Raw genomic sequence first — 25,093 nt, forward strand, 5'->3', positions numbered from 1 at the left:
CCCGGGCGCTACGGGTGATCGGGGCGCACCGACCCGGGTACCGGCCGCTCGGGAACGTCGCCCGGGAACGCGTGGGCGCCCTGGGAACGGAGACAGGGGGAGCTGTCTCAGCTGTGGCTGAGCAGTCCGCTGCGCAGCTGTCGGAGGGCGCGGCTGAGCAGCCGGGAGACATGCATCTGGGAAATGCCGAGGACGGCGCCGATCTGGGACTGCGTCAGCTCCTGGCCGAACCGCATCTGCAGGATCTGCCGCTCCCGGTCCTCCAACTGTTCCAGCAGCGGCTTGAGGGCCTGGAGGTTCTCCACCTTCTCCAGGGAGGGGTCGAGGTCCCCGAGGTGTTCGGCATAGCTGGTGGCGGCGGTGACGTTGTCGCTGCCGGTGGCGGGGAGGTCCAGTGAGACGGCGTTGTAGCCGTTCCCGGCGACGATGCCCTCGAGGACTTCCTCCTCCGGCAGTCCCAGGTGTTCGGCGAGTTCCGCGGGGGTGGGGTCGCGGTCCAGGCGGGTGGCGAGGACCTCCGACGCCTTGGTCAGGTCGGTCCGCAGTTCCTGAAGGCGCCGGGGCACGTGAACGGCCCAGGTGGCGTCCCGGAAGAAGCGCTTGATCTCACCCACGATGTACGGCACGGCGAATGAGGAGAACTCGACTTCACGGGAGAGGTCGAACCGGTCGATCGCCTTGATCAGACCGATGGTCCCGACCTGGATGATGTCCTCGGTCTCGGCCCGGCGGTTGCGGAACCGGTGGACGGCGAACTTCACCAGGGAGATGTTCAGCTCGATCAGGGTGTTGCGTACGTACTGGTATTCCGGTGTGCCCTCCTCCAGGACGGCGAGCCGGTCGAAGAAGGTCTTCGACAGGGTGCGCGCGTCGTGCGGCGCCACCTTGCCGGCGTCCTCGATCCTGGGAAGATCCTCCGCCGACGGGCCGGCCGCATCCGGGGACGGGGGCACGGCTTCGGCGGGTACGGCCGGCTGCGCAGCGGCAGCACGCACAGACAAGGTCATGTCCGGTCACGCCCTCCTCGGTAGCCCCCGTCTTTCGTTGGCGTGCGCCTACCCCTCCCAACATTTGCCATACGACAAAGTTTCGGCCCCGTTCCCCGGAACCTCTGTGCAGTCCTGAGGACCCGGACAGCTCCCGGGACGACCGGCCCGCGCGGCCTCGTCAGGGGCCCGCGGCCCGGTGACGTCCCCCTGGCCGTGCCCCGCCCCCGCGCCGTCAAGCGTCATGATCAAGCCACCGTTCGGCCCCCCGGAGCTTCTCAGCCTCGCCCGGCCCTCCGGAGCATTCGGTGAACACCTGTACAGCGCGTCCTCTCCGGTCTCGGTCAGCGGGCGGGAACGGATGCTGCGACCTGCGCTTCAGGGGCCGCGCGGCTGCCGGGCTGCCCCGCACCTGTGCCACGCAGCACGCCCGCTGGTGGGGAGGCCCCGCCCAGGTTAGGGCGCGCGGGAAGCGGCGCTCCGCCGGTCGGTCCCGAGCTCCGGCGCTCCCCGCTCCCCCGGTTTGTCGCCGGACGGCACGGGCACTCGGCCGCCATGGCCGAGAACGACCGGGACCGACGGCGAAGGGACCGGCTGAAGGAGTACCGCTCCAAGCGGAACGCCTCGCGTACGCCGGAACCCACCGGCGGCGCTTCCCCACCGGACGGCGCGCCGCGCTTCGTGATCCAGAAGCACGCGGCGACGGCCCTGCACTACGACTTCCGGCTGGAGGCGGACGGCGTACTGCTGTCCTGGGCGGTACCGAAGGGTCCCTCCGCCGACCCCCGCGACAAGCGGCTCGCCCTGCGGACCGAGGACCACCCCATCGACTACCTCGACTTCGAAGGCACCATTCCGGGCGGCGAGTACGGGGCGGGCCGGGTGATCGTCTGGGACGCCGGCACCTATCGGCCGCTGGTGCACGGGGAGGCCCGGGAGGTCTCCGTCATCGACGCCGTCGAACGGGGCCATGTCTCCTTCTGGCTGGACGGCGAGAAGGTGCGGGGCGGCTACTCGCTGACGCGCACCGGCGACCAGGCGGGCAAGGAACGCTGGGTACTGGTGAAGCGCAAGGACGAGGCCGCGGACGCCCGCCGCGATCCGGTCGGCTCCCAGCCCGGCTCGGTCCGCACCGGCCGCACGCTCGAGGACCTGGAGGACGAGCCCTGACGGGCCCGTCGCCCCGGTGACGGATCACCGGGGCGAGGCGCGGCCGTCGCGCGCGTGGTGAAGGGCACCGAGGGCGACCGCCGCAACGCCGCCGAGCGCGGCGGCTCCGTACGGTCCCGCGATACGCAACGAGACGTCAGCCCCACAAGGGCGGGAACGAACAATCCGTTGCGATCACGTGGTCCCCACGGACGAGGTGTCCCGGCCCTCCGCCGTGCCGCGCCGCACCACCCCGGCCATGGCCGCCACGGCAAGGGCGAGGGCCACCAGCAGCGCACTGACCCAGAGTGCCGACCGGTAGCCGAAGCCCGCCGCGATGGCGGCTCCCCCGGCCCACGGCCCGATCGCGGCGCCGACGTTGAACGCGGCGGTGGCAAAGCCCCCGGCCAGGGTGGGCGCGCCGGGCGCCGCGTAGAGCGCCTGCGAGATCAGCGTGGATCCGACCGCGAACGACAGGATCGCCTGCACCGGGACGAACACGGTCGCCGCCACCGGGCTCCCGGCCAGGACGGCGAAGGCGCACCAGCCGACGAGCAGGGCCGTCCCGCCGGTCACCAGGAGCGGCAGCGGCCGGGTGTCGGCCAGGCGCCCGGCGAGGGTGACACCGATGAAGGAACCGGTGCCGAAGAGCGCCAACAGGGCCGGGATCCACTCGGTTCCCCAGCCGGTGACGCCGGTCAGCAGGGGTGCGAGGAAGGTGAAGGCGCAGAAGGTCGCGCCGTTGACCAGGGCGCCCAGTAGGAGCGTCACCACCAGCCGCGGACTGCGCAGCGCACGGAACTCCCCGGCCGCACCGGGTCCACCGGGGCCGGCCGGGCCGGCGGGCACCGCACGGACGATCGCGACGACGGCCGGCGCGGAGACCAGGGCGACCGCCCAGAACGCCGAGCGCCACCCCCACAGTTGGCCCAGCAGGGCGCCTGCGGGGACGCCCACGACACACGCGAGGGTGACGCCGCCGAGCAGGACGGAGGCGGCCCGGCCCTTGGCGTTCGGGGCGGTCATGCTCGTGGCCGCCGCCATGGCCACGGCCAGGAATCCGGCGTTCGCGAGCGCGCCGACGAACCGGGTCACCAGCAGCACCGCATAGCTGGTGGTGAGGGCGCCGACGACATGGACGAGCAGGAAGGTGACGAGGAAGCCCAGCAGGGAACGGCGGCGGGACGCGCGCGCGGCGGCCACCGCCATCAGCGGCGCGCCGATGATCATTCCCAGAGCGAAGGCCGAGGTCAGCCGGCCCGCGGCCGGAATGGAAACATGCAGGTCGTGAGCGATCTCGGGCACCAGCCCGGACAGCATGAACTCGGATGTCCCCTGGGCGAAGACCGCCAACGCAAGGACATGGAGAGCAAAGGGCACAGCAGAACTCCGCAACCGGATCGTGGATTCGGGAAGGCGGCGGCCGGTCGCAGGCGTTCCGCACCCGGGCCGGGATTCCGCGGCCGATGCGGGACGGGCGACCACCGCACGAAGAACCTGGCCGCGTCGGGGAGGTACGCACGGCTCAGGTCTCGAACAGCCCGTAGGGGCCGATCCGGTGGCAGGGTTCGCTGGTGTCGTCGTTCGCCGGTGCCGTACCCGCGGCCCGCGGAGGGCCGCGCGGCGTCACCGCGACAGCGCAAGAAGCCACCGGACGGCCGGTGGCAAGGGTCTTGACGCCTCGGGACTGGACACGGGCCGAGCCTATGCGGACCGGCACGCCGCGTCCACGCATTTGTCCCCACCGCCCATGTGCCGCCGCGGCGGCGGATCCGTAGCCGCGAGGGAGCGCGCAACGGCGGATCCGTCCCGCCGCACTGCGACAGCGCAGCCTCCGGCCTCAGTCGGCCGCCCCGGCCCCCTCAGCGGGTTTCGTGCCGGTGACGACCGTGGCGTCCAGTTCCCCGCACACGGTGGTCCGGGCCATCAGGCCGCCCCGGACCACCGTCTCCACGGCGCGCGGTGCCTGGCGTTCGCTGGTCTCGAACAGCAGATGGCCGCCGGGCGCCAGCCAGTGCGACGCCTCGGCGGTGACCCGGCGCAGGACGTCCAGACCGTCCGCCCCGCCGTCGAGCGCCACCCGGGCCTCATGAACGCGGGCCTCGGTGGGGAGCAGTTCGATCTCCTCCGTGGGGACGTACGGCACATTGGCGAGCAGCAGGTCGGTCCGCCCGCGCAGGGCGGCGGGCAGCGGCGCGAAGAGGTCTCCCTGATATACCCGGCCACCGACCGTCCGCAGATTGCGGCGGGCGCACCGTACGGCGGCGGGGTCGATGTCGGCGGCGTGCAGTTCGGCCCCGCTCAGGGCGGCCGCCAGCGACACCCCCAGGGCGCCCGAACCGCAGCACAGATCGACGACGACGGCGCGGGGCCCGGCGAGGCCGAGGGCCTGCCGGACCAGGAACTCGGTGCGGCGGCGCGGCACGAACACCCCGGGTTCCAGGGCGATCCGGCGTCCGCGGAACTCCGCCCAGCCGACGATGTGTTCCAGGGGCAGCCCGGCGACCCGCCGTTCGACCATGGACGAGAGCTCGTCGGGTGTGTGCGCCGCGGACAGCAGCAACTGCGCCTCGTCCTCGGCGAAGACGCAGCCGCCGGCGCGAAGTCTGGTCACGACGGACGAGGGGGAAAGAAGAAGTGACAGTGATGTCGACATGAGAGCCTCCCGGGACACCGAAGGGCGCTCTCGCGGTCTCCTACTGCTCGGGGACCGTACGACCGGTGGGTGAGAGCACCCGGACTACCGCAGCGGTAATGGGACTCACCTCCTCGATCGTTCACCTGCTGGCGCGCCAACCATACCGCAGCCGTCCACGGCGGGCCCGGCGTTCACCCCGCCCCCGGGCCCCGTCGCCTCTCGGCGGGGCTCCGGCGGGGGTGGCACCATCCAGCGGGGGTGGCACCATCGGCCCATGCGATTGTGGACAGTGCAGCACCACCACGCCGTCCCGGCCCTGGCGGAGGCGGGACGCCTCGCGGGGGACTGGCAACGGGTGAGTCCCACCTGGCGGTCGGCCTACGAGCTGATGGTGGCCGAAATGCGGCAGCGGGGCATCGACTGTGCCGGGAGGCCACCGATGTGGGCCTGGGCCGGACCGGACACGCGGGACGAGCGCGTGGCCGTCACCGTCGAACTGCTGCTCAGCCTCCACGAGTGGGAGCAGGGGGTGGTCGTCCTGGACCTCGACGTCCCCGACGAGCTGGTGCTGCTGAGCTCGTACAGCTCCTGGAACGACCTGCTCGAAGCCGTCCTGACCGGTGCCGCGTCGCCGGTCATGGACTGGTCGGTCGGCCCGGACGACCTCCACGAGGAGGCGCAGTGCGGCGTTCAGGCCTGCCTTCCCTTCATCCACCCCTCGTGGGTGCGCGGCATCCGCCCGATCGAACGCCCGGCGGACGAAGCGGAGGACGCCGAGGAAGCGGATGCGAAGGAAGCCGAGGGCGTGGCGGAGGCACCGGCGGCACCCCGAGCGGAGTGATCCGTCGTCGGCCACCACGGGCACTCCACGCCGCCGTCTCCCGGCCGGGGAACGGCGGCGTGGCGGCTGCGGGACAGATGTGCAGGGTGCGGGCATCCACGGGGTAGGCGGTACGGGACCCGGGAGTGCCGGGGCGGCCGGACAGTCAGGAGAACGGGGAGGTCGGGGAGGCCATGACGTACCGGACGGTCCCGGTCCAGGGCGTCGCGGCAGCGGGGAGAGCCCCGCGCCGCCCGGCCGTTCGGCGGCGCATGCCCCATGGGTGGCTGTTTGCCGCACTTCTGGGTGTACGGGAACCGAACAACCGATAGATCGGTCTTACCTGACATAGAACCTCATCCAGTGTTTGCGGCACCGGCACGGCCGCACTCATCTGGGGGAAACGGAGACTGCTGTGGCCCACCATCCCCTGCCCCGGCGCACACCGCGGGCGACGCTCGACTCGCCGTCCTGGAGCCTGGGCGCTTCGCACCGTCAGCGGACCCGGAGGGACCAGGAAACCGTGTCCCTCCGTGAGATCCGTGCGGCGATCGCGGCGCTCGAAGCACGGCGGGGCACCGGTGGGGGCCGAAGGCCCTCCTCTCCGGACGCGTAGCCCGAGGTAGCCCGAGGGGTCGCGCCCGCGGGCCCCGCCCGGCGCTGACCAGCGGCCGGGCAGGGCCCGCGGGGCCGCCCACGATGCCCCCCGGCGCGGGACCCTCAGGGGATGCCCCCCATCACCACCGCTCCGCGGGCTCTCGTACCCCGAGAAGTGATCAGGGAAGGGCCCCTCCCTCCGGAGGATCACCACCCCTCCGGTCCTGACCAGAATGGAGCGCATTCGTACTCAACTCCGCCTGGATCAGGAGCAATCGATGCACAGACGCATCCGTGCCGCCCTCGCCTCAGCACTCGTCCTCGGCCTCGCCGGAGGCGCGTTGGCCGCCCCGGCCGTCGCGGACTCCCCGGCCGTCGCGGACTGCCCCGCCGCCGCGGATCACCCGGCAGCCCCGACCGGCCGAGGGCCCGACGCGGCCGCTCTGCGGGCAGCACTCGCCGGGCTGCCGGACCAGGACGCGACCGCGGCTCTGATACGGGTGGGCGGCAACGGGAGCTGGCGCGGCTCGGCCGGGGTGCGGAAGCTGGGGACCGACAGCCGGGCCCTCGACCACGCGCGGTTCCGGGCCGGCTCCACGACGAAGGTGGTGACCGCGGCGTTGGTGCTGCAGCTCGCCGCCGAGGGCAGGGTCGACCTGAACGCCTCGGTCGAGACCTACCTCCCGGGGCTGCTGCCGACCGCGTTCACCCAACCGGTGACGGTACGCCAGTTGCTCTACTTCACCAGCGGAATCCAGCCCGGCACGTCGTTCGGCGACACCGTGGAGCAGGAGTTCCCGCACCGGTTCGAGACGCTCACCCCCGAGGAAGTGGTGGCCTCCGGCCTGGCCAAGGGGCCCGCGTTCGACCCCGGAACGCGTCAGCAGTACAACAACATCGACTACACGGTGCTCGGGATGCTGATCGAGAAGGTCACCGGTGACTCCTACGAGCACCAGGCCGCGGTGCGGATCTTCCAGCCACTCGGCATGCGCGACACTTCCTTCCCCCGGAGCGGGGACCCCCGGATCCACGGCCCGCACAACCGTGGGTACCAGCTGATGGGCGGAAAGCTGGTCGATGTCACCGAGTGGAACATGTCGGACCGCTGGGCGGCCGGTGACATGATCTCCACGACGCGGGACCTGGAGCGATTCCTCGTCGCGCTGTTCCGCGGGAAGGTGGTGCCGCAACCGCAGTTGCGGTTGATGTTCACCGTCCCGGACATCCCCGGCGCCAGCCGGAGCGCGGGCCTGGAGCGTCTCGAGGTGAACGGCAGGGTGGTGTGGGCCAAGACCGGCTCCCGCCCCGGCTACCACACCGTCATCGCCGCCACCTGCGACTTGTCCCGCACACTCGTCTACTCGGTGAACAGCACTGACGCCAAGGGCAACGGAGGGAACAAGACCGTGCAGCGCTTCGGAATCCCGGCGTTCAACCGCTGAGCGGCGGGTGACTGGGCGTCGGCGACAGCTGCGGGTCCGGTCCGTGGAGCGTTGGGTACCCTCGCCCGATCGGCGCGGCAGCGGCCGGGGCCGAGCACCGCGTGCGACGGGTGTCCGTCGTTCCGGATCAGCGGTGGAATGTCCTCATCGTGCTAGGTTCGGCCGCATGAAGAGCTCACCGGCAGGCATCGGGGCGTCGGCGGAGGGCAAGGTTGCCCTGGTCGCCGGAGCCAGCCGGGGTGCGGGGCGCGGAATCGCGGTGCAGTTGGGCGCCGCGGGAGCCACCGTCTATGCCACCGGGCGCACCAGCGGGTCACAGCGGTCGGAGATGAACCGTCCGGAGACCATCGAGGAGACCGCGGCCCTCGTGGACGAAGCGGGCGGGCGCGGCATCGCCGTCCGGGTGGACCATCTGGTGCCGGACGAGGTGCGCGCGCTGGTGGACCGGATCCGCGGCGAACAGGGCCGGCTGGACGTGCTGGTGAACGACATCTGGGGCGCCGAGATCGAGTGGAACAAGCCCGTCTGGGAATCGTCCCTGGACACCGGGCTGCACACGCTGCGGCTCGCGGTGGACACCCACGCCATCACCAGCCATTTCGCGATTCCGCTGCTCATCGAGAAGCGCGGCGGCCTGGTGATCGAGGTGACCGATGGGACCGACGAGTACAACGCCGCCCACTACCGGGTCTCGTTCTTCTACGACCTCGCCAAGGCCGCGGTGAATCGCATGGCGTTCGCCTTGGCGCACGAACTGGAACCGCACGGTGCGACGGCCGTCTCGCTCACCCCGGGCTGGCTGCGGTCCGAGGCGATGCTCGAGGCCTACGGCGTCACCGAGACGAACTGGCGCGAGGGCACGCGACGTTCGCCGCACTTCGCCATCTCCGAGAGTCCGGCCTTCGTCGGCCGGGCCGTGGCGGCACTCGCCGGAGACCCCCGGGTGGCACGCTGGAACGGGAAGTCGCTGTCCAGCGGGCAGTTGGCGCAGGTCTACGGCTTCACCGACCTCGACGGCAGCCGTCCCGACGCCTGGCGCTACCTCACCGAGGTCCAGGACCCGGGCAAGCCCGCCGATGTGACCGGCTACCGCTGACCGGAACCGGCACCTCCCGGCTCACGCCCCGGTCCGGCACGCCCCGGTCCCGGCACCCATGGGAAGGGGGCCGGGACCGGCGGCGGAACCGCTCGCGCACGCCGGACGCGCAAGCCGGATCCGTCAGTGCGAGTCCACGATCTCGTACGTGACGTCGAGGGAGGTCGGCCTGCCCCGGGCCGGGAGGTGGAACAGGCCCTGACCGTGCAGATCGGTGATCACGACGGGCCGACGGCGGCTGTCGTAGACCGCCTCCGTGTCGGACGGTGTGATCTCCAGGCCCGGACGGGTGACCAGCGTCTCGATCTTGTGGGAGAGCGGCGCGATGGCCAGGACCCCGCCGTCCGCGGTCTTCAGCGCATAGGTCTCGGTGTGGGCGGGCTCGGTCTCGAAGAACGTCACCCGGGCCCCCGGCCCCAGCTCCTTCCCGCGGTCGCGGTGGATCTTCTTCGTGCCGGACAGCGTGCTGGACGGGCCGAAGACCTTGCCGTCCTTCCGGCCACCGGTCTCGAACACGTCCTCATAGGCGTTCGTCAGCTCGTTCGGCGCCAGCGGGCCGCTCTTCGCGCCGAGGCCGGCCGCCACCGCGCGGCCGCCGGCCCCCTTGGCGAGCTCCGGCAGTTCCTCCTTCGGCCAGACGGAGGCCGTCATCTTCCAGGTGCCGGACTTCTTCTCGAAGACCACGAGCTGGGTCTCCTCGGAGTAGGTCGGCGTGGCCGTGACCGCGAACCAGTTCGCACCCGCCGGAATCAGGTAGGTGCGCTTGTGGTAGGTGAACCCCTGCCGGTAGGCGTCCTTGTCCTTCTTCGACAGGGTCTCGAACTGCTCGTAGGTCGCCTTGTCGCGCTCCAGCAGGTTTCCGGCCTCGATGGTGGCCAGCAGGGCGGCGTCCTGCTTCTTGTTGGCGGCGTTGTTGATGCGCTCGTAGCGGTCCATGACCTTCTCGGCCTCGGCACGCGTGACCTGCGCCGCCGTTGCCGGCTTGCGCTGCGAGACGCTCTTGTCACCCCGGTCCCGGTCGCGCTTGGCCGAGAGTGCGCCGTTGCATCCGGAGGCCAGGACGGCCACCGTCATCACTCCGGCGATCAGAGCCACGCGGCCCGCTGTCCGCTTCGCCATGTACTGTCCCCGTTCAGTTATTTCATTGTCACGCGTAGCGGTCAGCACGCTAGACCATGGGCATGTCACCGTCGCAGGCGGGTCGCGGGCGCGGTTCGGGGGCCCGGCCGGCCCGGGGCGTCCGCTCGCGGCGCGGCGGTTTCCGGTGAGCGGGCCCGTCGGCCCGGCACCCGTCCCGGCGCCCGTCCCGACAGCGCCCCGCCCGGCGGCGGCTGACGCGGACGAGCGCCCGGGTGTCGGTGAACCACGGGATTGTCGGACCCCTCTGGCAGGCTGCGCGCATGGAGATGACGCTGCAGCTGACGATCGACTGCGCCGACCCGCGAGGGATGGTCGCGTTCTGGACCGAGGCCCTGGCGTACGTGCCCGAGCCCCCACCGGGCGGGCAGGCCACCTGGCGGCAGTACTGGCTCGACACGGGTGTGCCGGAGGAGGAGTTGCCGGAGGGCGCCGGGGAGACCTCGGAGTCGATCGTCGATCCGGCCGGGACCGGTCCGCGGGTGTGGTTCCAGTGCGTCCCGGAGGCCAAGTCCGTGAAGAACCGGCTGCATCTCGATCTGAAGGTCGGCGGCGGGCGGGGCGTCCCGCTGGCGGTCCGCACCCAGCGGGTCACCGACACGGTGGACCGGCTGACCGGGGCCGGCGCCACGGTGTTCCGGGTCATGGACGAGCCGGGGATGGACTACTACGGCGTGGTGCTGCAGGACCCGGAGGGCAACGAGTTCTGCGTCTGCTGAGCGGGGCCGGCCTGCGCAGATACCTCCGCGCGGCGGCGGCGCGCGGCCGGGACCTGGTCACCGGGCCGAACGAGAGCGGTTCACCCGGCGCACAGGGCAACGCCCGGGCCACCGTGACGGCGGCCCGGGCGTTCGGAAGGGGATCCGTGAGTGGCGTCAGACGCGACCGAAGAGCATGCTTCCGGGCGCCGACGGGTCGTTGGACAGGAAGAACTCGCGGGAGGCCCGAATGAGTTCGGAGCGCGAGATGTGCCCGTCGCCGTCGGTGTCCAGGGCCTGGAACGACTCCTTCATTTCCGGCTCGGAAATTCCCCAGAGCGTGCTCATCTTGTTGAACTCGCCCTGGCTGATCTGATGGTCGCCATCGACGTCGATGAGGTCGAACTGCGCATGGGTGAGGCCGTTGACGGCGTCGAACCGGCTGGTGTCGAGAATCGCGTTCCGGGAGGCCGCGATGTACTCGTCCTTGGAGAGACGCCCGTCTCCGTCGACGTCGGCGTGGCGGACAAGTTCCTGCCAGAACATGGCGTAGGAGGCGTGGAGTGCCATGGACCGGCGGTCGTTCCGGTTCAGCCGGTACTCGGAGGTGAACCCGTCGATCAGACGCTGGAAATCGGACCAGTCGATGTTTCCGTCCCGGTCGGTGTCCAGGGCGTTGAAGATCTTTTCGATCTTGCTTCCGACGACGTCAGCTGCTGCAGTGGCCATTCTCTGCCTTTCCGAAGAGACCGCGGGAAACGGTCTGATGGAGCATCCGTCGGTCAGGGACGCTAGCAGCGCTCCAATTCCCCCCGAACGCTGACGACTGGGGGCCGCCACGATCAGGTGACGCGATTACCTCCTTCGTGTCGCCCGTGTCGGAACGGTCCATTCGGCGGCCATTCCGCATTCATGCCCCGTTTCCCGTTGTCCCCGGTCCTCTCCGGGCCGGGCGCGCCGGGCGCGGTGCCGATCCCTCCCGGCCGTCCGGCCGTCCGGTCACTTCCGCCCGTCAGCGGCGTCCGGCGGGGGAACGGGGACCGCGGACCCGGCCGTGCCGCGGATCTCCCGTGCGGGGTTGCCCCGCCAGCGGGACCGCGGTGGGACGTCCTCGCCCTTCATCAGGAAGGAGTCCGGGCCGAGGACCGCCCCGTCGCCCATCGTCACGCCGTAGTGGACGAGGGTGGCCGTGTCGAGGGTGCAGCCGTCACCGAGGGCGATCCGGCCGGACTTGAAGGTGCCGTCCTCCAGCGAGTGGCACTGGAGGGTGGAGCCCGCGTTGAGTGTGCAGTCGTCGCCGATGGTGACGAGGGTCCGTTCCGGCATGCCGCAGCCGTCGTCGAAGACCCGGCGGCCGATCCGTACCCCTGCCAGCCGCCAGAGCAGGTTCTTGAACGGCGTGCCGTTGAACGGCGGTGTCATGCTCAGCTTCCAGTGGCGTTCGTGCCACCAGAAGTACGGGTCGTAGATGGAGCAGAACCGCGGGGTCATCGTGCGGAACCGGGCCACCGCCCGCTCCGCCAGCACGGACGAGCCGAGGGTGAAGGCCAGTCCGAGCACGGTCGCCCCGGTGACCACGACCGCGCCGTACCGCCCGTAGTGCTCCGCGGCGAAGGTGGCGAGCAGCACCAGACCGAAGAACTCGATCCAGCGCACCAGCAGGAAGAGACCGATGGTGCCGATGTTGTGCCGGGTCTTCGCCCGGAGCCGCAGGCGCCGTTCGGCGCCGCTGTCGAGCGCGTCGAACCGGCTGTCGCGCTGCACCGACCGCGGGATCTCGAAGCACGGCGACCCCAGCAGCCCGACTCCCTCACGGACGGCGCCGTCGACGGGCACCATCACCTTGGTCCCGAGGAGACAGTTGTCGCCGGTACGGCTCCGCGCCGGGTAGGCGATCGCGTTGCCGAGGAAGTTGTCCTGGCCCAGCGCCGCCCGGGTGACACGGAAGGAGGTGGCGGAGACATCGATGTTGATGACCGACAGCCCGTCGGAGACCATCGTGCCGCTGCCGACCACGGTGAGGAACGGCGACTCCTGCCGCTGTTCCACACCGAAGTTCGAGCCGGTCTGCACCACCCGGGTCAGGTCCCAGCCCACGGCCCGCAGGTAGTGCACGATGAACACGCTGTCGCCGGTGATCCCCTGGTAGACCTTGGTGTTGGTGATCCGGGAGACCGCCCGCTGCACCGAGTAGTGGAAACCGTAGAGCGGATGGACCCGGCCCGGGACGAGGGCGCGGTTCAGCAGCCGCGGCACGGTGGTGACGACGGCGAGCCCCGCCAGCAGGGGGCCGAAGAACAGCACCAGCGAGCCCAGTAGCTGCTCGAGGTAGAAGCCGGGGCTCGACACGGCCGATTCGGGTGCGGAGAGGAAGGCCGGGATCAGGGTGCCCACGGCGCCCAGGGCCAGGGGCAGATAGACGAAGGGCACGGTGAGCAGCTGCGCCGTCCCGTAGAGGACCCGCCGCCGGGTGCCGCAGCGCGCGGGCCCCACCGTGCGGAAGTCCGCGTCCGCCGGACCGGCCGGCGAGCCCTGCCAGACCTCACCGGCGGGCACCCGCTGGGCGGCGTGCAGCGAGGAGGCGTGGCCGAGTTGGGCGCCGTCACCGAGCTGGACGTCGATGTCGAGGACCGTGCTCTCGCTGATCAGGACATCCCGGCCGAGGGTGACGGGCCCGGTCCGGATGTACCCGCTCTCGGCGTGGTAGCAGGCGAGGTACGCGTCCTTGCGGACGAGCGTGTTCTCTCCGACGGTCAGCAGGTCGGTGCAGACGGGCACGTTCCGGGAGAGGATCACCGCGCCCCGGCCGATCCGCGCACCCAGCGCCCGGAGATAGAGGAGATACAGCGGTGAACCGGCGAACAGCACCAGGGGGTCGAGCCGGATCAGCGTCTGGACCGTCCAGAAGCGCAGATACCCGATGCTCCAGATCCGGATGTCCCGGCGCTTCCAGCGGCCGATGAGCACCCACTTCACCACGATGGGGACGACGGACATCAGCAGGAACGCGGCGGACCCGAACACCGTGGCGCGCAGGTACCGGTCGACGAGGCCGGAGCCGGCGGCGACCCACTGGTAGCCCTCGATCAGCAGGAACGCGCCCAGGTAGGTGTAGGCGAGGAAGAGCAGGAGCTGCGCCGTCCCGCACAGGACGTACTGCAGCCGGCCGGCCGGTGGCGGTGGGCGGACCGGCGCCGGCGCGGGGGCCTCGGCGGCCGGGGCCGAGCTCTCCCGGGTGAGCTCGGCGGCCAGGCCGGTGACCGTCGGGTGCAGGTAGACGTCCCGCATGGACACCGGCGGCAGATCGCCGTGGCTCCGTACCCGGGCGCAGAACTGGGCCATGAGGAGCGAGTTGGCGCCGAGGTCGGCGAAGAAGTCGCTGTCGGCCGAGACCCGGTCGAGGTGCAGCACTCCGGCCAGGAGGCGGGCCAGGGTCCGTTCGGCCGGGCCGGCCGGCGGGGTGTACCGCTTCCGGCCGGCCAGGCAGCGGGGGCCGGTGGGGGCGGGCAGCCGCCCGCGGTCGGTCTTGCCGCCGGCGAGCCGCGGCAGGTCCGGGAGTTCCTCCAGGTAGGCGGGGACCATGTAGCCGGGCAGCCGTCCCCGCAGGTGGTCGTGGATGCGGTGAAGGTCGGCCCGCGGGCCGTCCCGGCGGGGCACGTAGTAGCCGACGAGTTCGACCGGCTGGGGACCGGTCCCGTGGGTGCCGACGACCGCCTGGGCGACCCCGGGCGCGCACCTCAGCACCGACTCGATCTCGCTCAGCTCGATCCGGTAGCCGCGGATCTTGACCTGGGTGTCGATGCGGCCGTGGTACTCGATCTCGCCGTCCTCGTTCACCCGCCCGAGGTCGCCGGTGCGGTAGATCCTGCCGGAGGGGTTGTTGGGGATGCCGAGGAAGTCGCGGATGAACGCCCGGTCGGTGAGGTCGGCGCGGTTCACATAGCCGCTGGCCAGGCCCACTCCGGCGAGGCCGATCTCGCCCAGTTCACCGGGCCGCAGCGCCCGGGGGCCGGCCGGGTCGAGGATGACGGCGGAGTAGGTGGGCAGCGGGACGCCGATGGTCACCGGCCGGTCCGGGGCCACCGGGGTCCAGGTCGCGGTGACGGTCGCCTCCGTGGGGCCGTAGACGTTGAGGAAGCGGCGGCCGGGCCGGTGCCAGCGGGTCACCAGGTCGCGCGGACACGCCTCACCGGAGACCAGCAGGAACCGGAGACCGGGCAGGTCCTCGTCGAGGGTGGCCAGCAGGGTCGGGACGCAGCAGAGCGCGGTGACGTCCCGGGAGGTGAGGAACTCCCCCAGCTCCCGGCCGACCAGCGCGGCGCCGTCCGGCTTGGGCACCAGCGTCGCTCCGACCAGCAGCGGAACCCAGATCTCCTCGACGGAGAAGTCGAACGCGATGGTCATGCCCTGGTAGACGCGGTCCTGCGGGAGGAGGCCGTAGACCTCCGCGGCGACCCGGACGAAGTTGCAGACGGCGGCGTGGGGGATCGCGACGCCCTTGGGCCGGCCGGTCGAGCCGGAGGTGTAGATGATGTAGCAGAGGTCGTCGGGCGGGCCGGCGCCGGCTGTCGGGCGGACCGGGCGGTGTGCGTCCTCGGCGGCGAGTTCCGCCGCCGCCTCGTCGACGCAGACCACCCCGGCGGGCACCTGCCGCAGCCGGTCCCGCAGCGCGGACTCGGACACCACCAGGCGCACTCCGGCGTCCCGCACGATGTAGGCTAGCCGGTCGGCCGGGAAGGCGGCGTCGAGCGGCACATAGACGGCTCCGAGCTTGAGCACGGCCAGCATGCCCACGTAGGCGTGCACGGCCCGGCCGGGAAGGAGCGCGATCCGGTCGCCGGGCCGTGCGCCGCGGGCCGCCAGGTGGCGGGCGAGCTGGTTGGCCCGCGCGTCCAGTCGGTCGTAGGTGAGGCTCTCGCCGTCCGCGTCCACGGCGCGCGGGCTGTGTCCGTCGGCGGTCCGCAGCCGGTCGCACCGGTCCTCGAAGAGCTGCTCGAGGCGTTCGCCGGGCTGCCAGCGGACGGCCTGTTCGCAGCCGGACGACAGCAGGGCCGGGCCCTGCGCGGGCTCACGGACCGGGCGCGCCGGGGCGTCGGGCGGTGCGTCCCCGGTGCCGGGCGGCCGGGGCATCTCAGGGTGTCCGGGTCGCGGGGCCGCCGGACGGGCGCCCGACGGACGACGGGGGCGTCCCGGCGCCGGCCGGGGTGCCGGACTGTGTGGCCGGGGTGGTGGATGACGTGGCCGGGGTGGCCGACGGTGTGGCCGAGGTGCCGGACAGCGTGGCCGAGGTGGCCGACGGCGTGTCCGGGGTGGCCGACGGTGTGGCCGAGGTGCCGGACAGCGTGGCCGAGGTGGCCGACGGCGTGTCCGGGGTGGCGGCCTCGATGGCGTCGACGAGGATGGCGCAGGCGGTGTCGATGACGTCCGGCGTCACATTGAGCGGCGGGAGCATCCGCACCACGCAGTCGTCCCGGCCGCCGAGTTCGACGATCAGCCCGTGCCGCAGCGCGTGCTCCTGGACCCGGGCGGCCAGGTGACCGGCGGGCCGGGCGTCGCGCGGCCCGGCGAGCTCGATGCCCCACATCAGGCCGCGGCCCCGGATCTCGTGCACCCAGGGGTGGCTCCGCAGCGGGGTGAGCCGGTCCTCCAGCTGCGCGCCGCGCCGCCGGACGTTGCCCAGCACGTCGTCCCGGTGGAAGATCCTGATCGCTTCCGTACCGGAGGCGAACGCCAGCTGGTTCCCGCGGAACGTCCCGGTGTGCGCGCCCGGCGCCCAGACGTCCAGCCGCCGGTCGTAGAGCATCAGCGCTACCGGGGCGCCGACACCGCTGAGCGACTTCGAGGCGAGGACCACGTCGGGCTCGATGCCGTAACTCTCGAAGGCGAACCAGGTCCCGGTGCGTCCGCCGCCCGTCTGGACCTCGTCCACGACGAGCGGGATACCGAGCTCCCGGGTGAGGGCGCGGACCCGGCGGACGAAGTCGGGGCCGGCGGGGACGACGCCGCCCTCGCCCTGCACCAGTTCGAGCACGACCGCCGCCGGCAGCGGAATGCCGGAGAGGCCGTCGGTGAGCGACCGTTCGAGGTAGCCGACGCAGTTGGTCTCGCAGGTGTCGGGGCTGAGGCCGAGCGGGCACCGGGTGCAGTACGAGTACGGGAAGAAGTGGACCCCGGGCATCCCGTTGGCGACGGGCCGCTTCTGCGCCACCGTCCCGCTGAGCGCCATCGCCGCATGCGTGCCGCCGTGGAAGCCGCCCTGGAACGAGATGATGTCGCCGCGCCCGGTGGCCGTCTTGCAGAGCTTGACGGCGGCCTCGACGGCGTTGGCTCCGGTCGGGCCGCAGAAGTGCAGCTTCATCCGGCTCCGCAGCGGGGACGGCAGCATGGAGAGCTGGGCCTCGGTGAAGGCGTCCTTCGCCGGTGTGGGGAAGTCGAGGCCGTGGGTGAAGCGGCCGAGTTGATCGGCGACCGCGCGGACCAGTTCCGGATGGTTGTGACCGAGGGAGAGCACCCCGGCACCGCCCAGGAAGTCGATGAACACATTGCCGTCGAGATCCCGGACGAAGCTGCCGAAGCCCTCCTCGATCGCGATGGGCAGATGCCTGGGATAGACCCGTGCGTTGGACTCCCGGAGCTCCTGCCGGGCGAGGAGCTCCGCGGAGCGGGGCCCCGGGACGTCCGTCCCGACGTGCGGGCCGGACGTCGGGCCGGGTGTGCGGACGGCCGGTTCCGGCTGCCGGACGGCCGTGTCGGACTGCTGGAAGATCGTCATCGGGTTCTCCGGGACGGTGAGAAGCGGGGGACCGCTGTCCACGGCGCTCACGGCCGGCGCGACCTGCACACCACCCGTCACCCGTGCGGACCGCCGGGCCGGGCCTCACATCCGCTCAGCGCTACCTTCAATACGGAGCAAAAGGTGCCTGCGGATTGGTCGGGCCGGAGGTGAGTCCTCCGGGCCACGGGGCGGGGGCGACGTCCGGACGGACCAGGCGCCGCGGGCATGGACCACGCACCGTTGACATGGAGCGCACTCCAAGTGATGGACTCCCGGGCACGAGGGCAACCGCCCCGGTGCCGGAGCACAGCCTCCGGCGGGGAGCGCTCCCCCGCCCGCCGGGACGGCAGGTGCTCCCCCTGCGGGGTGGGTCCGCCGCGGAGCCCTCGGCCGTTCCGTTCTCACCGATTCCCGGGGGTACCCATGACGCATTCTCCTGTCACTCTGATCACCGGCGGAAGCAGCGGTATCGGCGCTGCCACGGCCCGGCAGTTGCTGAAGGAGGGCCACCGGGTGACCGTCACCGGGCGGAACCGCGAGCGCCTGCGCGGGCTGGCGGAGGAACTCGCCTGCCCGGAGACGCTGTTGACCCACGCCGGGGACGCCTCCGACGCGGACTCCGTGCAAGCGGCCGTCGACGCGACACTGCTGGAGTTCGGGCGGCTGGACACCGTGGTCGCCAACGCCGGCTTCGCCGCCCCCGGCACGCTCGCCGACGGCGACCCGGCAGGCTGGCACACGATGGTGCTGACCAACGTCCTCGCCCCCGCCCTGCTCATCCGGGCCGCGCTGCCGTCGCTCCGGGAGTCCCGCGGGCGGATCGTCCTGATCGGCAGCGTCGCGGGGTTCGTCCACACCCCGGGCAACTTCTACGGGGCGACGAAGTGGGCGGTGACGGGGCTCGCCGAGAACACCCGGCGCATGGTGACGGGCGACGGCATCGGGGTGACCCTGATCGCGCCCGGGCGGGTGGAGACCCCGTTCTGGGACGGAATCGGCGGCATGCCCGACGGGACGATGCTGACGGCCGGCCAGATCGCCGACTCGATCGTCTGGGCGGTGCGGCAGCCGAGCGGTGTCGACATCAACACCGTCGTCGTCAGGCCGGTCGGCCAGCCCGTCTGACCGGAGCGGGCCACCGCCGTGCGCGTCCACCGCCGGACGCGCGTGGCACGGGCGCCGGGACCGGTGGCCGCCCGGGTGCCGCTTCGGCAGGGAGAGGGGTCCCGAGTCGTCCCGTCACGGCTCCCCCTTCCCGCCGTCGGCTCAGTGCACCAGGGTCGCCGTGTCCCCGGCCGGCGGCTCGTCGGTCTTCTGCAGGGGCAGCACCGCCTTCGGCAGCCCGGTGTCCGCCGTCGTCCTGCGCCCGCGCGGCGGCTGGTCCTGGTCCTGGTGGTGCAGGACCACGGTCCGCTTCGGGAAGGGAACCTCGATGCCCTCGGCCTGGAACCGCTGGTGCAACTGCTTGATGAACTCGTGCTTGATCAGGTACTGGTCGCTGAACTCACAGACTTCCAGGTTGACCGAGAAGTCGATGCTGGACTCCCCGAAGGTGTGGAAGCGTATCGACGGCTCGAAGTCGGGGACACCGCCGTCGACCTCGGCCATCACCTTGGCGGCCACCTCGTTGGTCACCGTCTCCACGAGCTCCAGGTCGGCGCCGTAGCCGACCTTCGCCAGGACCGTCAGCGACATCTGCCGTACCGGCTGGTGGAAGTTGGTGGTGATGGTGCCCGCCAGCTGGGCGTTGGGGATGATGACCAGGTTGTTCGGCAGCTGACGCACCACGGTGTTGCGCCAGTTGATGTCGACGACGTAGCCCTCCTCACCACTGCTGAGCCGGATGTAGTCACCCGGCTGCACCGTGCGGGAGGCGAGGATGTGCACGCCCGCGAAGAGGTTCGCCAGGGTGTCCTGGAGCGCCAGGGCCACGGCCAGACCGCCGACGCCCAGCGCGGTGAGCAGCGGAGCCACCGAGACACCGAGGGTCTGCAGCAGGACCAGAATGCCCATCGCCAGAACGGCGACCCGGGTGATGTTGATGAAGATGGTCGCCGACCCGGCCACGCCGGAACGGGCCAGCGCCAGCGACCGCACCAGGTCGGTGGCCACCCGCGCCGCGGTGACGGTGGCCACCAGGATGAGCCCGGCGAGCAGCACTTGGTGGACGGTGTTCCGGATGGTGCCGCTCAGCGGCAGCACTCCGACCGCCGCGGCGGCGCCCGCGGTCAGCGATGCCCAGGGCACCAGCGTCCGGAGCGCGTCGACGATGATGTCGTCCCCGCTCCACCGCGTGCTCTGGGCGCGCACCCCGAGCCAGCGCAGCGCCACCCGGGACAGCAGTCCGGCGGCGATGCCGGCGGCCATCGCGGCGGCGGCGAGGATCACGTCGTGCAGGGTGAGGGCCCGGATCATCGACGGCCTCCCCCGACACCGGAAAGGGTGTCCGGTCCGGCCGGGCCGCGGGAGTCCCGCTCCGGCATCACCGCGGCGCGCGCGGTCGGGTGTTGGGCACGCTCTGTCGTCACCATGTCACCTGTTCGTTCCGGAAAAGTACTGCTACGTCAGGGCTGTTCGGACAGCCCCGCGTGACCTGTCATCCTGCCGTACGCAGCACGCACCGCGGACCGCTCACCGGAGTCCGGGGCCTGCGCCCCCGCTCAGCGGGAGTGAGTTTCACGACACCGGCCGCGGTGACCGTGGTTGTCGTCCCGTCAGCGGGAGCGCTCCACACTGCAGGAGCGCGGCGGGCGGAGCAACGGTGGGACAGGGGCGGCTCCATCTCTCGGGGCGGCGTCACCTCTCGGGGCCATCTCTCGTGGCCATCCCTCGTGCTCTCGCGGCCGCCCCTCGTGCGCGCACCGGCCTCCCGCCCTCATCAGCTGACGGACCGACGGGTTCCTGCCTCCGTCCGGCACTCCGGTATGCGGAATATCGCATTCTTGGTGTGCTCGGAGGAGGGATGAGGCATGATCAGTATGTCTCGCCCGGTGCGCTCCCCCGTCGCGCCGGGCGAGCTTCCCCTTCCCCCGGAAGAGCGCTCACGCCCCGGGTGAGAATGCCCTCATCGGCGGAGCCGGTCCGTTTCCGCGCCGCACGCGCCCCGGTCCCACCGCCGCTCCCCCGCCACCGGTGAAACGCCGGCAGCCGACTGGTTTGCGCACCGGAGCCCCGGGCACGCGCTCCCTTGTCAGGGAGAAACACCTCGAGCTTTGAGGAGTGACCACCATGACCGCGCAGAAGCGGACCGCTGCCATCGCCGAACAGGCGAAGGGAGCCGCGAAGGAAGCCGCCGGACGCGCACTGGGAAATGACCGTATGGCCGCGGAAGGCCGGGCCGAGAGGCTCCGGGGCGGCATGCAGGAGGACGCGCAGAAGGCCAAGCACAAACTCGGCCACTGACGCCCTGCTGACGCGGCGTCCGTACGGTCGCCAGGGGAGGGCCCCGGCGGAATGTTCCGCCGGGGCCCTCCCCTGTTCCGTCCCACCGTGGCGCGCCCTCGTGGTGACGACGGCACCCGGTCACCGACGGGTTCATTCCCCCGCTGTCGGCGACGCCCTCCCGGCCCGGCCCGCGTTTCCGGGGACCGGCGGCAGCTCGGCGTGCCGCACGGTGTAACCGCCCTTGGTGACCGGGGCGTACGGGGCGGGGGCCATGCAGGTGCCGGCCTCGGCCCCCTCGTTCTGCTCGTCCCCGGGCGACTTCACATTCACGATGCCCCAGGAGAAGCCGACCCGGTCCGGGGAGCGGCCCCGGTCCCTGCCGCCGTCGTGCACGCTGAACCCGAGCCGCCGCCCCTTCCAGTCCGGCCCGCCCTCGTCGACCCGGGTGATCACCGCGGTCAGGGTCGCGGTGCGCGGGCCGGTGACGAGACAGTCGACCCGGCCCTCCGCGGTGACCGTACGGTGCTGCTCGGCGAAGTAGTGGGAGACCTTCACCGTGCCCCGGGCATCGGTGGGCAGCCCGGTGGGCACCCCGGGAATCGGCCTGCTGTACGGAACCGCCCGGGCGTCGAAGGTGAACGAGCGGACATCGGCGTCCGGGTGGTACGGAAGCGCGAACTCGGCGGAGCCGGTGACACGGGCCCGCGGCGGCCGCTCCTGCGGACGGTCGGCGGTCGTGGCGGAGGCAACGCCCATGGTGGTGAGTGCGACGACCGCGGTGGTCGCGGCCGCGATGAGGCGGAAGGAAGCAGACTTCACGGGGTTCTCCCGGGAGTGGGACGGATCGTCGGACGGGTGACACGCCGAACCGGATGCGTGACCGGGTGCGGTGCCGGGTGCGTGACCGGGTGCGGTGCCGGGTGCGTGACCGGGTGCGGTGCCGGGTGCGGTGCCGGGTGCGGTGCCGGGTGGTGACCGAGTGCGGTGGCCGTCGGCCCGGCGTCGGCGCCCGCACCCATCCTTCGGCAGAGCCCGCGCCGGCCCATCCCCCGCGGGAGGTAACCGGGGTGCGGGCCGGTCCGCCTTCCGGCAGGCCCCGTAGGCCGCAGGTCGTACACCGTCCCTGGCGCAGCCCCGTCACCGCAGCGCGGCCCGTGGCGCTCTGCACATCCCGGGACCTGCACGTCCCGGGACCGAGGAGCACCACGCCGCTCAGCCGCTCAGCCGATCCACCGCTCCGCCGGCCCCGGGGCGCAGCCGGCCCGCCGCCTGCTCAGCCGGTCCCGCGGGGTCCGTGGGTGTGCAGGAAGAGCACCGGCCCGGCTCCGAACCGGCCCTCGGCCCCGAGCGCGAGGAGCGCGGCGAACGCCTTGGCCGTATAGACCGGTTCGAGGTCCAGGTGCTCCTCCCGGGCGGCGAGGTGCCGTGCCGCCTCGGCCTCCGGTGTCGGGTGCCCGTAGCCCGGCCCCAGCCAGCCCCGGACCACGGTCAGATCCTCCGGCCGGAGACCCACCGCGGCCGTGCCGGCACCGCGGCGGCGCAGCAGCCGTTCCGTCCTGCGGGCCAGGCCCGCGATGCTGCGGGCGTCGAGCGGCAGGGTGTCGTTGACCACGATGCCGACGACCCGGGTGCGCAGTCCGGCCATCCGCAGCCCCAGGGCGAGGCCCGCCGCCGTGCCGCCGGAGCCCAGAGCCAGGACGACATGGGAGGGTTCGGGAAGGGTTCCGCGCGCCACCTGTCCGGCGATTTCGAGGGCCGTCTCGACGTAGCCGAGGGTGCAGACCGGTGCTGATCCGCCCGCCGGAACGTAGTACGGGGGCCGCCCGGCCGTGGCGTGACGGGCCATCAGCCAAGGGGCGGCGGCGATCGTCCGGGCCTTGGTGCGGGTGAGGTGGACGGTGGCGCCGGAGCGCCGGATGCGGTCGAACTGGGATACAGGGACTTAGCGGATGTTGAACGAGACAGCAAACATACAGGTCAACGGCTTGGGCTCGTTCACTCCGGACGAGCCCAAGCCAGGCCGTGCTGACTTCGTGCTGAGTTCCGCTGGGGTCCCTTCCGGTCCGATCGGGGGCGTTGTGCTGGATCGGTGCTGAGTCCCGGTGTTGACGGGCATGGATGCTGCCGACGGCCCGCGGCCAGGCACGTTCGACCCTCACAGCGCGTCACTGGAACGCCTCATGGGCTTCCTCTCCAGAGAGGACCACGACGGCCCGAGGGTCCGGACGGTGATCTGCGGAGCCGTTTGGTGCGGCCGCGATCCGTCCTTAGCACTGCTCGGCCGCACCAGGGCAGTCGTGCTGTGCGTGATCGCGGACCATCCCGCGTGCACGACAACGCAGCTCGCGCAGCGAGCGCGCATATCACCGGCCAGCGCCAGCGAGCACGCCACCACTCTGCGCAGCGCCGGGCTGACGACTCTCACCCGGGAGCGGAAGGCTGTCCTTCACACGCTGACTCACCTCGGCCTCACGCTATTGAGCAACAACGGTTCGGCTACGCCTGGCGCCTGAACACCAGACACACGATGAGCCTCCGTCCGCTCCCTGGAGCGGTACGCCCGCCCCGGCGTCGACGCGGTCGCCCGGCACGTCTCCAAGCGAATTCCCGCCGTCCGCTGCCGCGGGTGAGTCCGAGCGCATCAGGGCTTCAAGGCGGATAGTGGCGTACAGATCGACCTTGGACTTCGGCAGCACCCGGGCCCCTCGTCGTGCAGAGCACAACCATGGTCCCGAAGCAAGCATTCCGGGTGCTCTCAAACTCGGCGACATCAATCTCCCGGGGAGGGGGCCGCTCTCGCCGCTGAGCAACAGGTGCTCTCGTAATTCGTAAATAAAGCCATCCGCGACCAGCCCGACGCCCGGGAGGCGTGAGAAGTGGCCACCGGTGGTAGGAAGCGCGCTCGGCATGGCGGACACGGCCCTACGCGAAGCCGCCGAGTCCCTTCACGCCGCGTCGGCGACGGTTTCGCCGCCTTCCGTGCGGCTTCGGGCCGCACGCAGCCGTTCAACGTCCGCAGCTCCCTCTCCCGCCCCGTCTCCCGCTGGCGCCCCGGCAGCGGCAGCTCCCCTGGACCGGATCGCTCGGAGCCGGTGACATGGAGACCACCATCGCGCGCCCTCCGCTGATCGGCTCGCCCTGCTGGGGTACGGCGGGCTGGACCTGGGAGTCCTGACCGCCCTCGGCGGCACGCTGGCCTGGCACGCCGAGGTCAATCCGGACGTCTCGCGCATCCTGGCCCGGCACTGGCCCCAGGTGCCCAACCTGGGCCACATCACAGACCATCGACTGGTCCATCGCCCCCCGGGTGTGCGTCCTGACGGCGGGCTTCCCCTTCAAAGACGTCTCGGTCACCGGCCGCCGGGCCGGACTCGCTCACCGCACTCGGTAACGGCGGTGTTCCCCAACAGACCACACTCGCCGCCCTCAGTAGCTGGGTGAAGCACCTCTTCCTCCCGGTGTACGGCCGGGAGATCAGCACGAATCGTCCGTGGTGCGCGCAGTGGCACGAACACCCCGAGGCCGTCGCCCGGCTGCACGCCCTCTGGCTCGCCTGGCAGCAGTTCGCTGATGCGGAAGCCGGCCTGTCCGGTCCTTCGGCCTGGCACCGCGACCACCTGGACCAGGCGCTGGTTCACCTCCGTGCTCCCGACGGTCCCTTCGCGGCGTGTACGACGAGTCCGACCCGTCACAACCATCGTGTGCTGGCCACCCCCGCGCCCGAGCAGGCGAGGCTGGGGAATGGACCTGACCGTCCACGACTTCTGGGCCGCAGACGCGGTGACGGTCGACTCGATGATGGCGTTCCTCGGGAGCCACCTCACCCGCGCCACCGCCGTCCACTTCCGGCGCTCGGTCCTGCCCCCGTACCTGGCGCTGTTGCACAAACTGCACCGGTACCGGCCGACAGCAGAAGCCTGGCACCCCTGGATGCTCCGCATCCACGACCTCCCGGAAGCTGTACGCCTGCGCGGCTGGCCCGACGACCTCACCCTCGCGCTCCCAGTGGAGATCGAAAACGACAACGGAGGAACCTGGGACCAGTACCTGCTGGAAGTCAAAGACGGCAACGGTCACCTCACCGCGACACACCGCACCGGCGAGGTCAAGCTCACCCGACAGCAGCTGGCGGTTTGGTACTCCGGAGGCTTCCGGACACCCGCCGCCGCGCACCTTGCCGGAGTCGCCGCCACCTCTGGCGAAGCCCTCACAAAGCTGATCCGCGCCACCACGGACTACGAGCCCTGGCTGCCCGACCACTTCTGACCGGCCCAGTGATACGGGCGGCTCCGGTACGGAGTCTCCGAGCCGACCGCTGCAGGGGATCAAGCTCACCCATGTGCCACACCCGTTCCGGATTGGGCGGGA

The 25,093-nt window shown here is 71.8% G+C and carries 18 protein-coding genes and 2 pseudogenes; 10 read left to right on the forward strand and 10 right to left on the reverse strand.

The features are described from left to right. Positions 1-107: 107 nt before the first annotated feature. A complete protein-coding gene (locus ABT112_RS01455; protein WP_351504285.1) occupies positions 108-1,007 on the reverse strand; it encodes an RNA polymerase sigma factor SigF in 900 nt (299 codons plus the stop codon). A 534-nt stretch (positions 1,008-1,541) separates the two neighbouring features. Here ABT112_RS01455 and ABT112_RS01460 point away from each other — a divergent pair. Continuing rightward, positions 1,542-2,156: a DNA polymerase ligase N-terminal domain-containing protein gene (locus ABT112_RS01460; RefSeq protein ID WP_351504286.1), complete on the forward strand. Its 615-nt coding sequence runs from the start codon at positions 1,542-1,544 to the stop codon at positions 2,154-2,156. A gap of 174 nt (positions 2,157-2,330) precedes the next feature. Here the strand turns inward: ABT112_RS01460 and ABT112_RS01465 are convergent, their stop codons facing one another. Both ABT112_RS01465 and ABT112_RS01470 read right to left on the reverse strand, forming a co-directional pair. Further along, positions 2,331-3,515: a Cmx/CmrA family chloramphenicol efflux MFS transporter gene (locus ABT112_RS01465; protein ID WP_351504288.1), complete on the reverse strand. Its 1,185-nt coding sequence runs from the start codon at positions 3,513-3,515 to the stop codon at positions 2,331-2,333. A gap of 460 nt (positions 3,516-3,975) precedes the next feature. Next, positions 3,976-4,791: a putative protein N(5)-glutamine methyltransferase gene (locus tag ABT112_RS01470; RefSeq protein ID WP_351504291.1), complete on the reverse strand. Its 816-nt coding sequence runs from the start codon at positions 4,789-4,791 to the stop codon at positions 3,976-3,978. 256 nt (positions 4,792-5,047) lie between these two features. Between ABT112_RS01470 and ABT112_RS01475 the strand changes: the two genes are divergently transcribed. The 3 genes from ABT112_RS01475 (at position 5,048) to ABT112_RS01485 (ending at position 8,731) form a co-directional block, all read left to right on the forward strand. Beyond that, positions 5,048-5,614 carry a DUF3841 domain-containing protein gene (locus tag ABT112_RS01475; RefSeq protein ID WP_351504293.1) on the forward strand — a complete coding sequence of 189 codons (567 nt, stop codon included), beginning with the start codon at positions 5,048-5,050 and terminating at the stop codon, positions 5,612-5,614. A gap of 854 nt (positions 5,615-6,468) precedes the next feature. After that, positions 6,469-7,635: a serine hydrolase domain-containing protein gene (locus tag ABT112_RS01480; protein WP_351504295.1), complete on the forward strand. Its 1,167-nt coding sequence runs from the start codon at positions 6,469-6,471 to the stop codon at positions 7,633-7,635. Between the two features lie 166 nt (positions 7,636-7,801). Then, positions 7,802-8,731 (forward strand): SDR family oxidoreductase, encoded by a 930-nt coding sequence (locus ABT112_RS01485; protein WP_351504297.1) that lies wholly within the window; start codon positions 7,802-7,804, stop codon positions 8,729-8,731. A gap of 123 nt (positions 8,732-8,854) precedes the next feature. On the opposite strand, the gene ABT112_RS01490 is transcribed toward ABT112_RS01485, so the two are convergent. Next, positions 8,855-9,850 (reverse strand): DUF8094 domain-containing protein, encoded by a 996-nt coding sequence (locus tag ABT112_RS01490; protein WP_351504300.1) that lies wholly within the window; start codon positions 9,848-9,850, stop codon positions 8,855-8,857. 281 nt (positions 9,851-10,131) lie between these two features. Here ABT112_RS01490 and ABT112_RS01495 point away from each other — a divergent pair, with 281 nt between their 5' ends. Next, positions 10,132-10,587 (forward strand): VOC family protein, encoded by a 456-nt coding sequence (locus tag ABT112_RS01495; protein WP_351504302.1) that lies wholly within the window; start codon positions 10,132-10,134, stop codon positions 10,585-10,587. A 156-nt stretch (positions 10,588-10,743) separates the two neighbouring features. Here ABT112_RS01495 and ABT112_RS01500 read toward each other — a convergent pair whose 3' ends face one another. The 3 genes from ABT112_RS01500 to ABT112_RS01510 all read right to left on the reverse strand — a co-directional run bounded on the left by ABT112_RS01500 (position 10,744) and on the right by ABT112_RS01510 (position 17,389). Next, a complete protein-coding gene (locus ABT112_RS01500) occupies positions 10,744-11,295 on the reverse strand; it encodes an EF-hand domain-containing protein (protein WP_351504304.1) in 552 nt (183 codons plus the stop codon). A gap of 270 nt (positions 11,296-11,565) precedes the next feature. After that, the gene (locus tag ABT112_RS01505; RefSeq protein WP_351504305.1) at positions 11,566-15,696 is read right to left on the reverse strand and encodes a Pls/PosA family non-ribosomal peptide synthetase; all 4,131 of its coding nucleotides are present in this window, start codon (positions 15,694-15,696) and stop codon (positions 11,566-11,568) included. A 1-nt stretch (position 15,697) separates the two neighbouring features. Beyond that, positions 15,698-17,389 (reverse strand): aspartate aminotransferase family protein, encoded by a 1,692-nt coding sequence (locus tag ABT112_RS01510; protein WP_351504307.1) that lies wholly within the window; start codon positions 17,387-17,389, stop codon positions 15,698-15,700. A 375-nt stretch (positions 17,390-17,764) separates the two neighbouring features. Between ABT112_RS01510 and ABT112_RS01515 the strand changes: the two genes are divergently transcribed. Continuing rightward, entirely contained in the window at positions 17,765-18,466 is a 702-nt protein-coding gene (locus tag ABT112_RS01515) for an SDR family oxidoreductase (protein WP_351504309.1), read from the forward strand. Positions 18,467-18,607: 141 nt separating this feature from the next. Here ABT112_RS01515 and ABT112_RS01520 read toward each other — a convergent pair whose 3' ends face one another. Continuing rightward, a complete protein-coding gene (locus ABT112_RS01520; protein WP_351504311.1) occupies positions 18,608-19,756 on the reverse strand; it encodes a mechanosensitive ion channel family protein in 1,149 nt (382 codons plus the stop codon). 813 nt (positions 19,757-20,569) lie between these two features. Between ABT112_RS01520 and ABT112_RS01525 the strand changes: the two genes are divergently transcribed. Beyond that, positions 20,570-20,743, forward strand: a complete 174-nt coding sequence (locus tag ABT112_RS01525; protein ID WP_351504313.1) for a CsbD family protein — start codon at positions 20,570-20,572, stop codon at positions 20,741-20,743. Positions 20,744-20,875: 132 nt separating this feature from the next. On the opposite strand, the gene ABT112_RS01530 is transcribed toward ABT112_RS01525, so the two are convergent. Then, entirely contained in the window at positions 20,876-21,544 is a 669-nt protein-coding gene (locus tag ABT112_RS01530; RefSeq protein WP_351504314.1) for a hypothetical protein, read from the reverse strand. Between the two features lie 454 nt (positions 21,545-21,998). Beyond that, positions 21,999-22,646, reverse strand: a pseudogene (locus ABT112_RS01535) (pyridoxal-phosphate dependent enzyme); the annotation flags it as partial. A gap of 259 nt (positions 22,647-22,905) precedes the next feature. On the opposite strand from ABT112_RS01535, the gene ABT112_RS01540 reads away from it, so the two are divergent. The 3 genes and pseudogenes from ABT112_RS01540 to ABT112_RS01550 all read left to right on the forward strand — a co-directional run bounded on the left by ABT112_RS01540 (position 22,906) and on the right by ABT112_RS01550 (position 24,991). Then, positions 22,906-23,238 (forward strand): winged helix-turn-helix domain-containing protein, encoded by a 333-nt coding sequence (locus tag ABT112_RS01540; protein ID WP_351504486.1) that lies wholly within the window; start codon positions 22,906-22,908, stop codon positions 23,236-23,238. Between the two features lie 900 nt (positions 23,239-24,138). Next, positions 24,139-24,462, forward strand: a pseudogene (locus tag ABT112_RS01545) (DUF4913 domain-containing protein); the annotation flags it as partial. A gap of 4 nt (positions 24,463-24,466) precedes the next feature. Next, positions 24,467-24,991, forward strand: coding sequence for a sterol carrier protein domain-containing protein (locus tag ABT112_RS01550; RefSeq protein ID WP_351504316.1), 525 nt, complete (start codon positions 24,467-24,469; stop codon positions 24,989-24,991). The last annotated feature ends 102 nt before the right edge of the window (positions 24,992-25,093 follow it).

The organism is Streptomyces sp. NPDC002055 (assembly GCF_040296705.1).
In the GTDB taxonomy this organism is placed as follows: domain Bacteria; phylum Actinomycetota; class Actinomycetes; order Streptomycetales; family Streptomycetaceae; genus Streptomyces.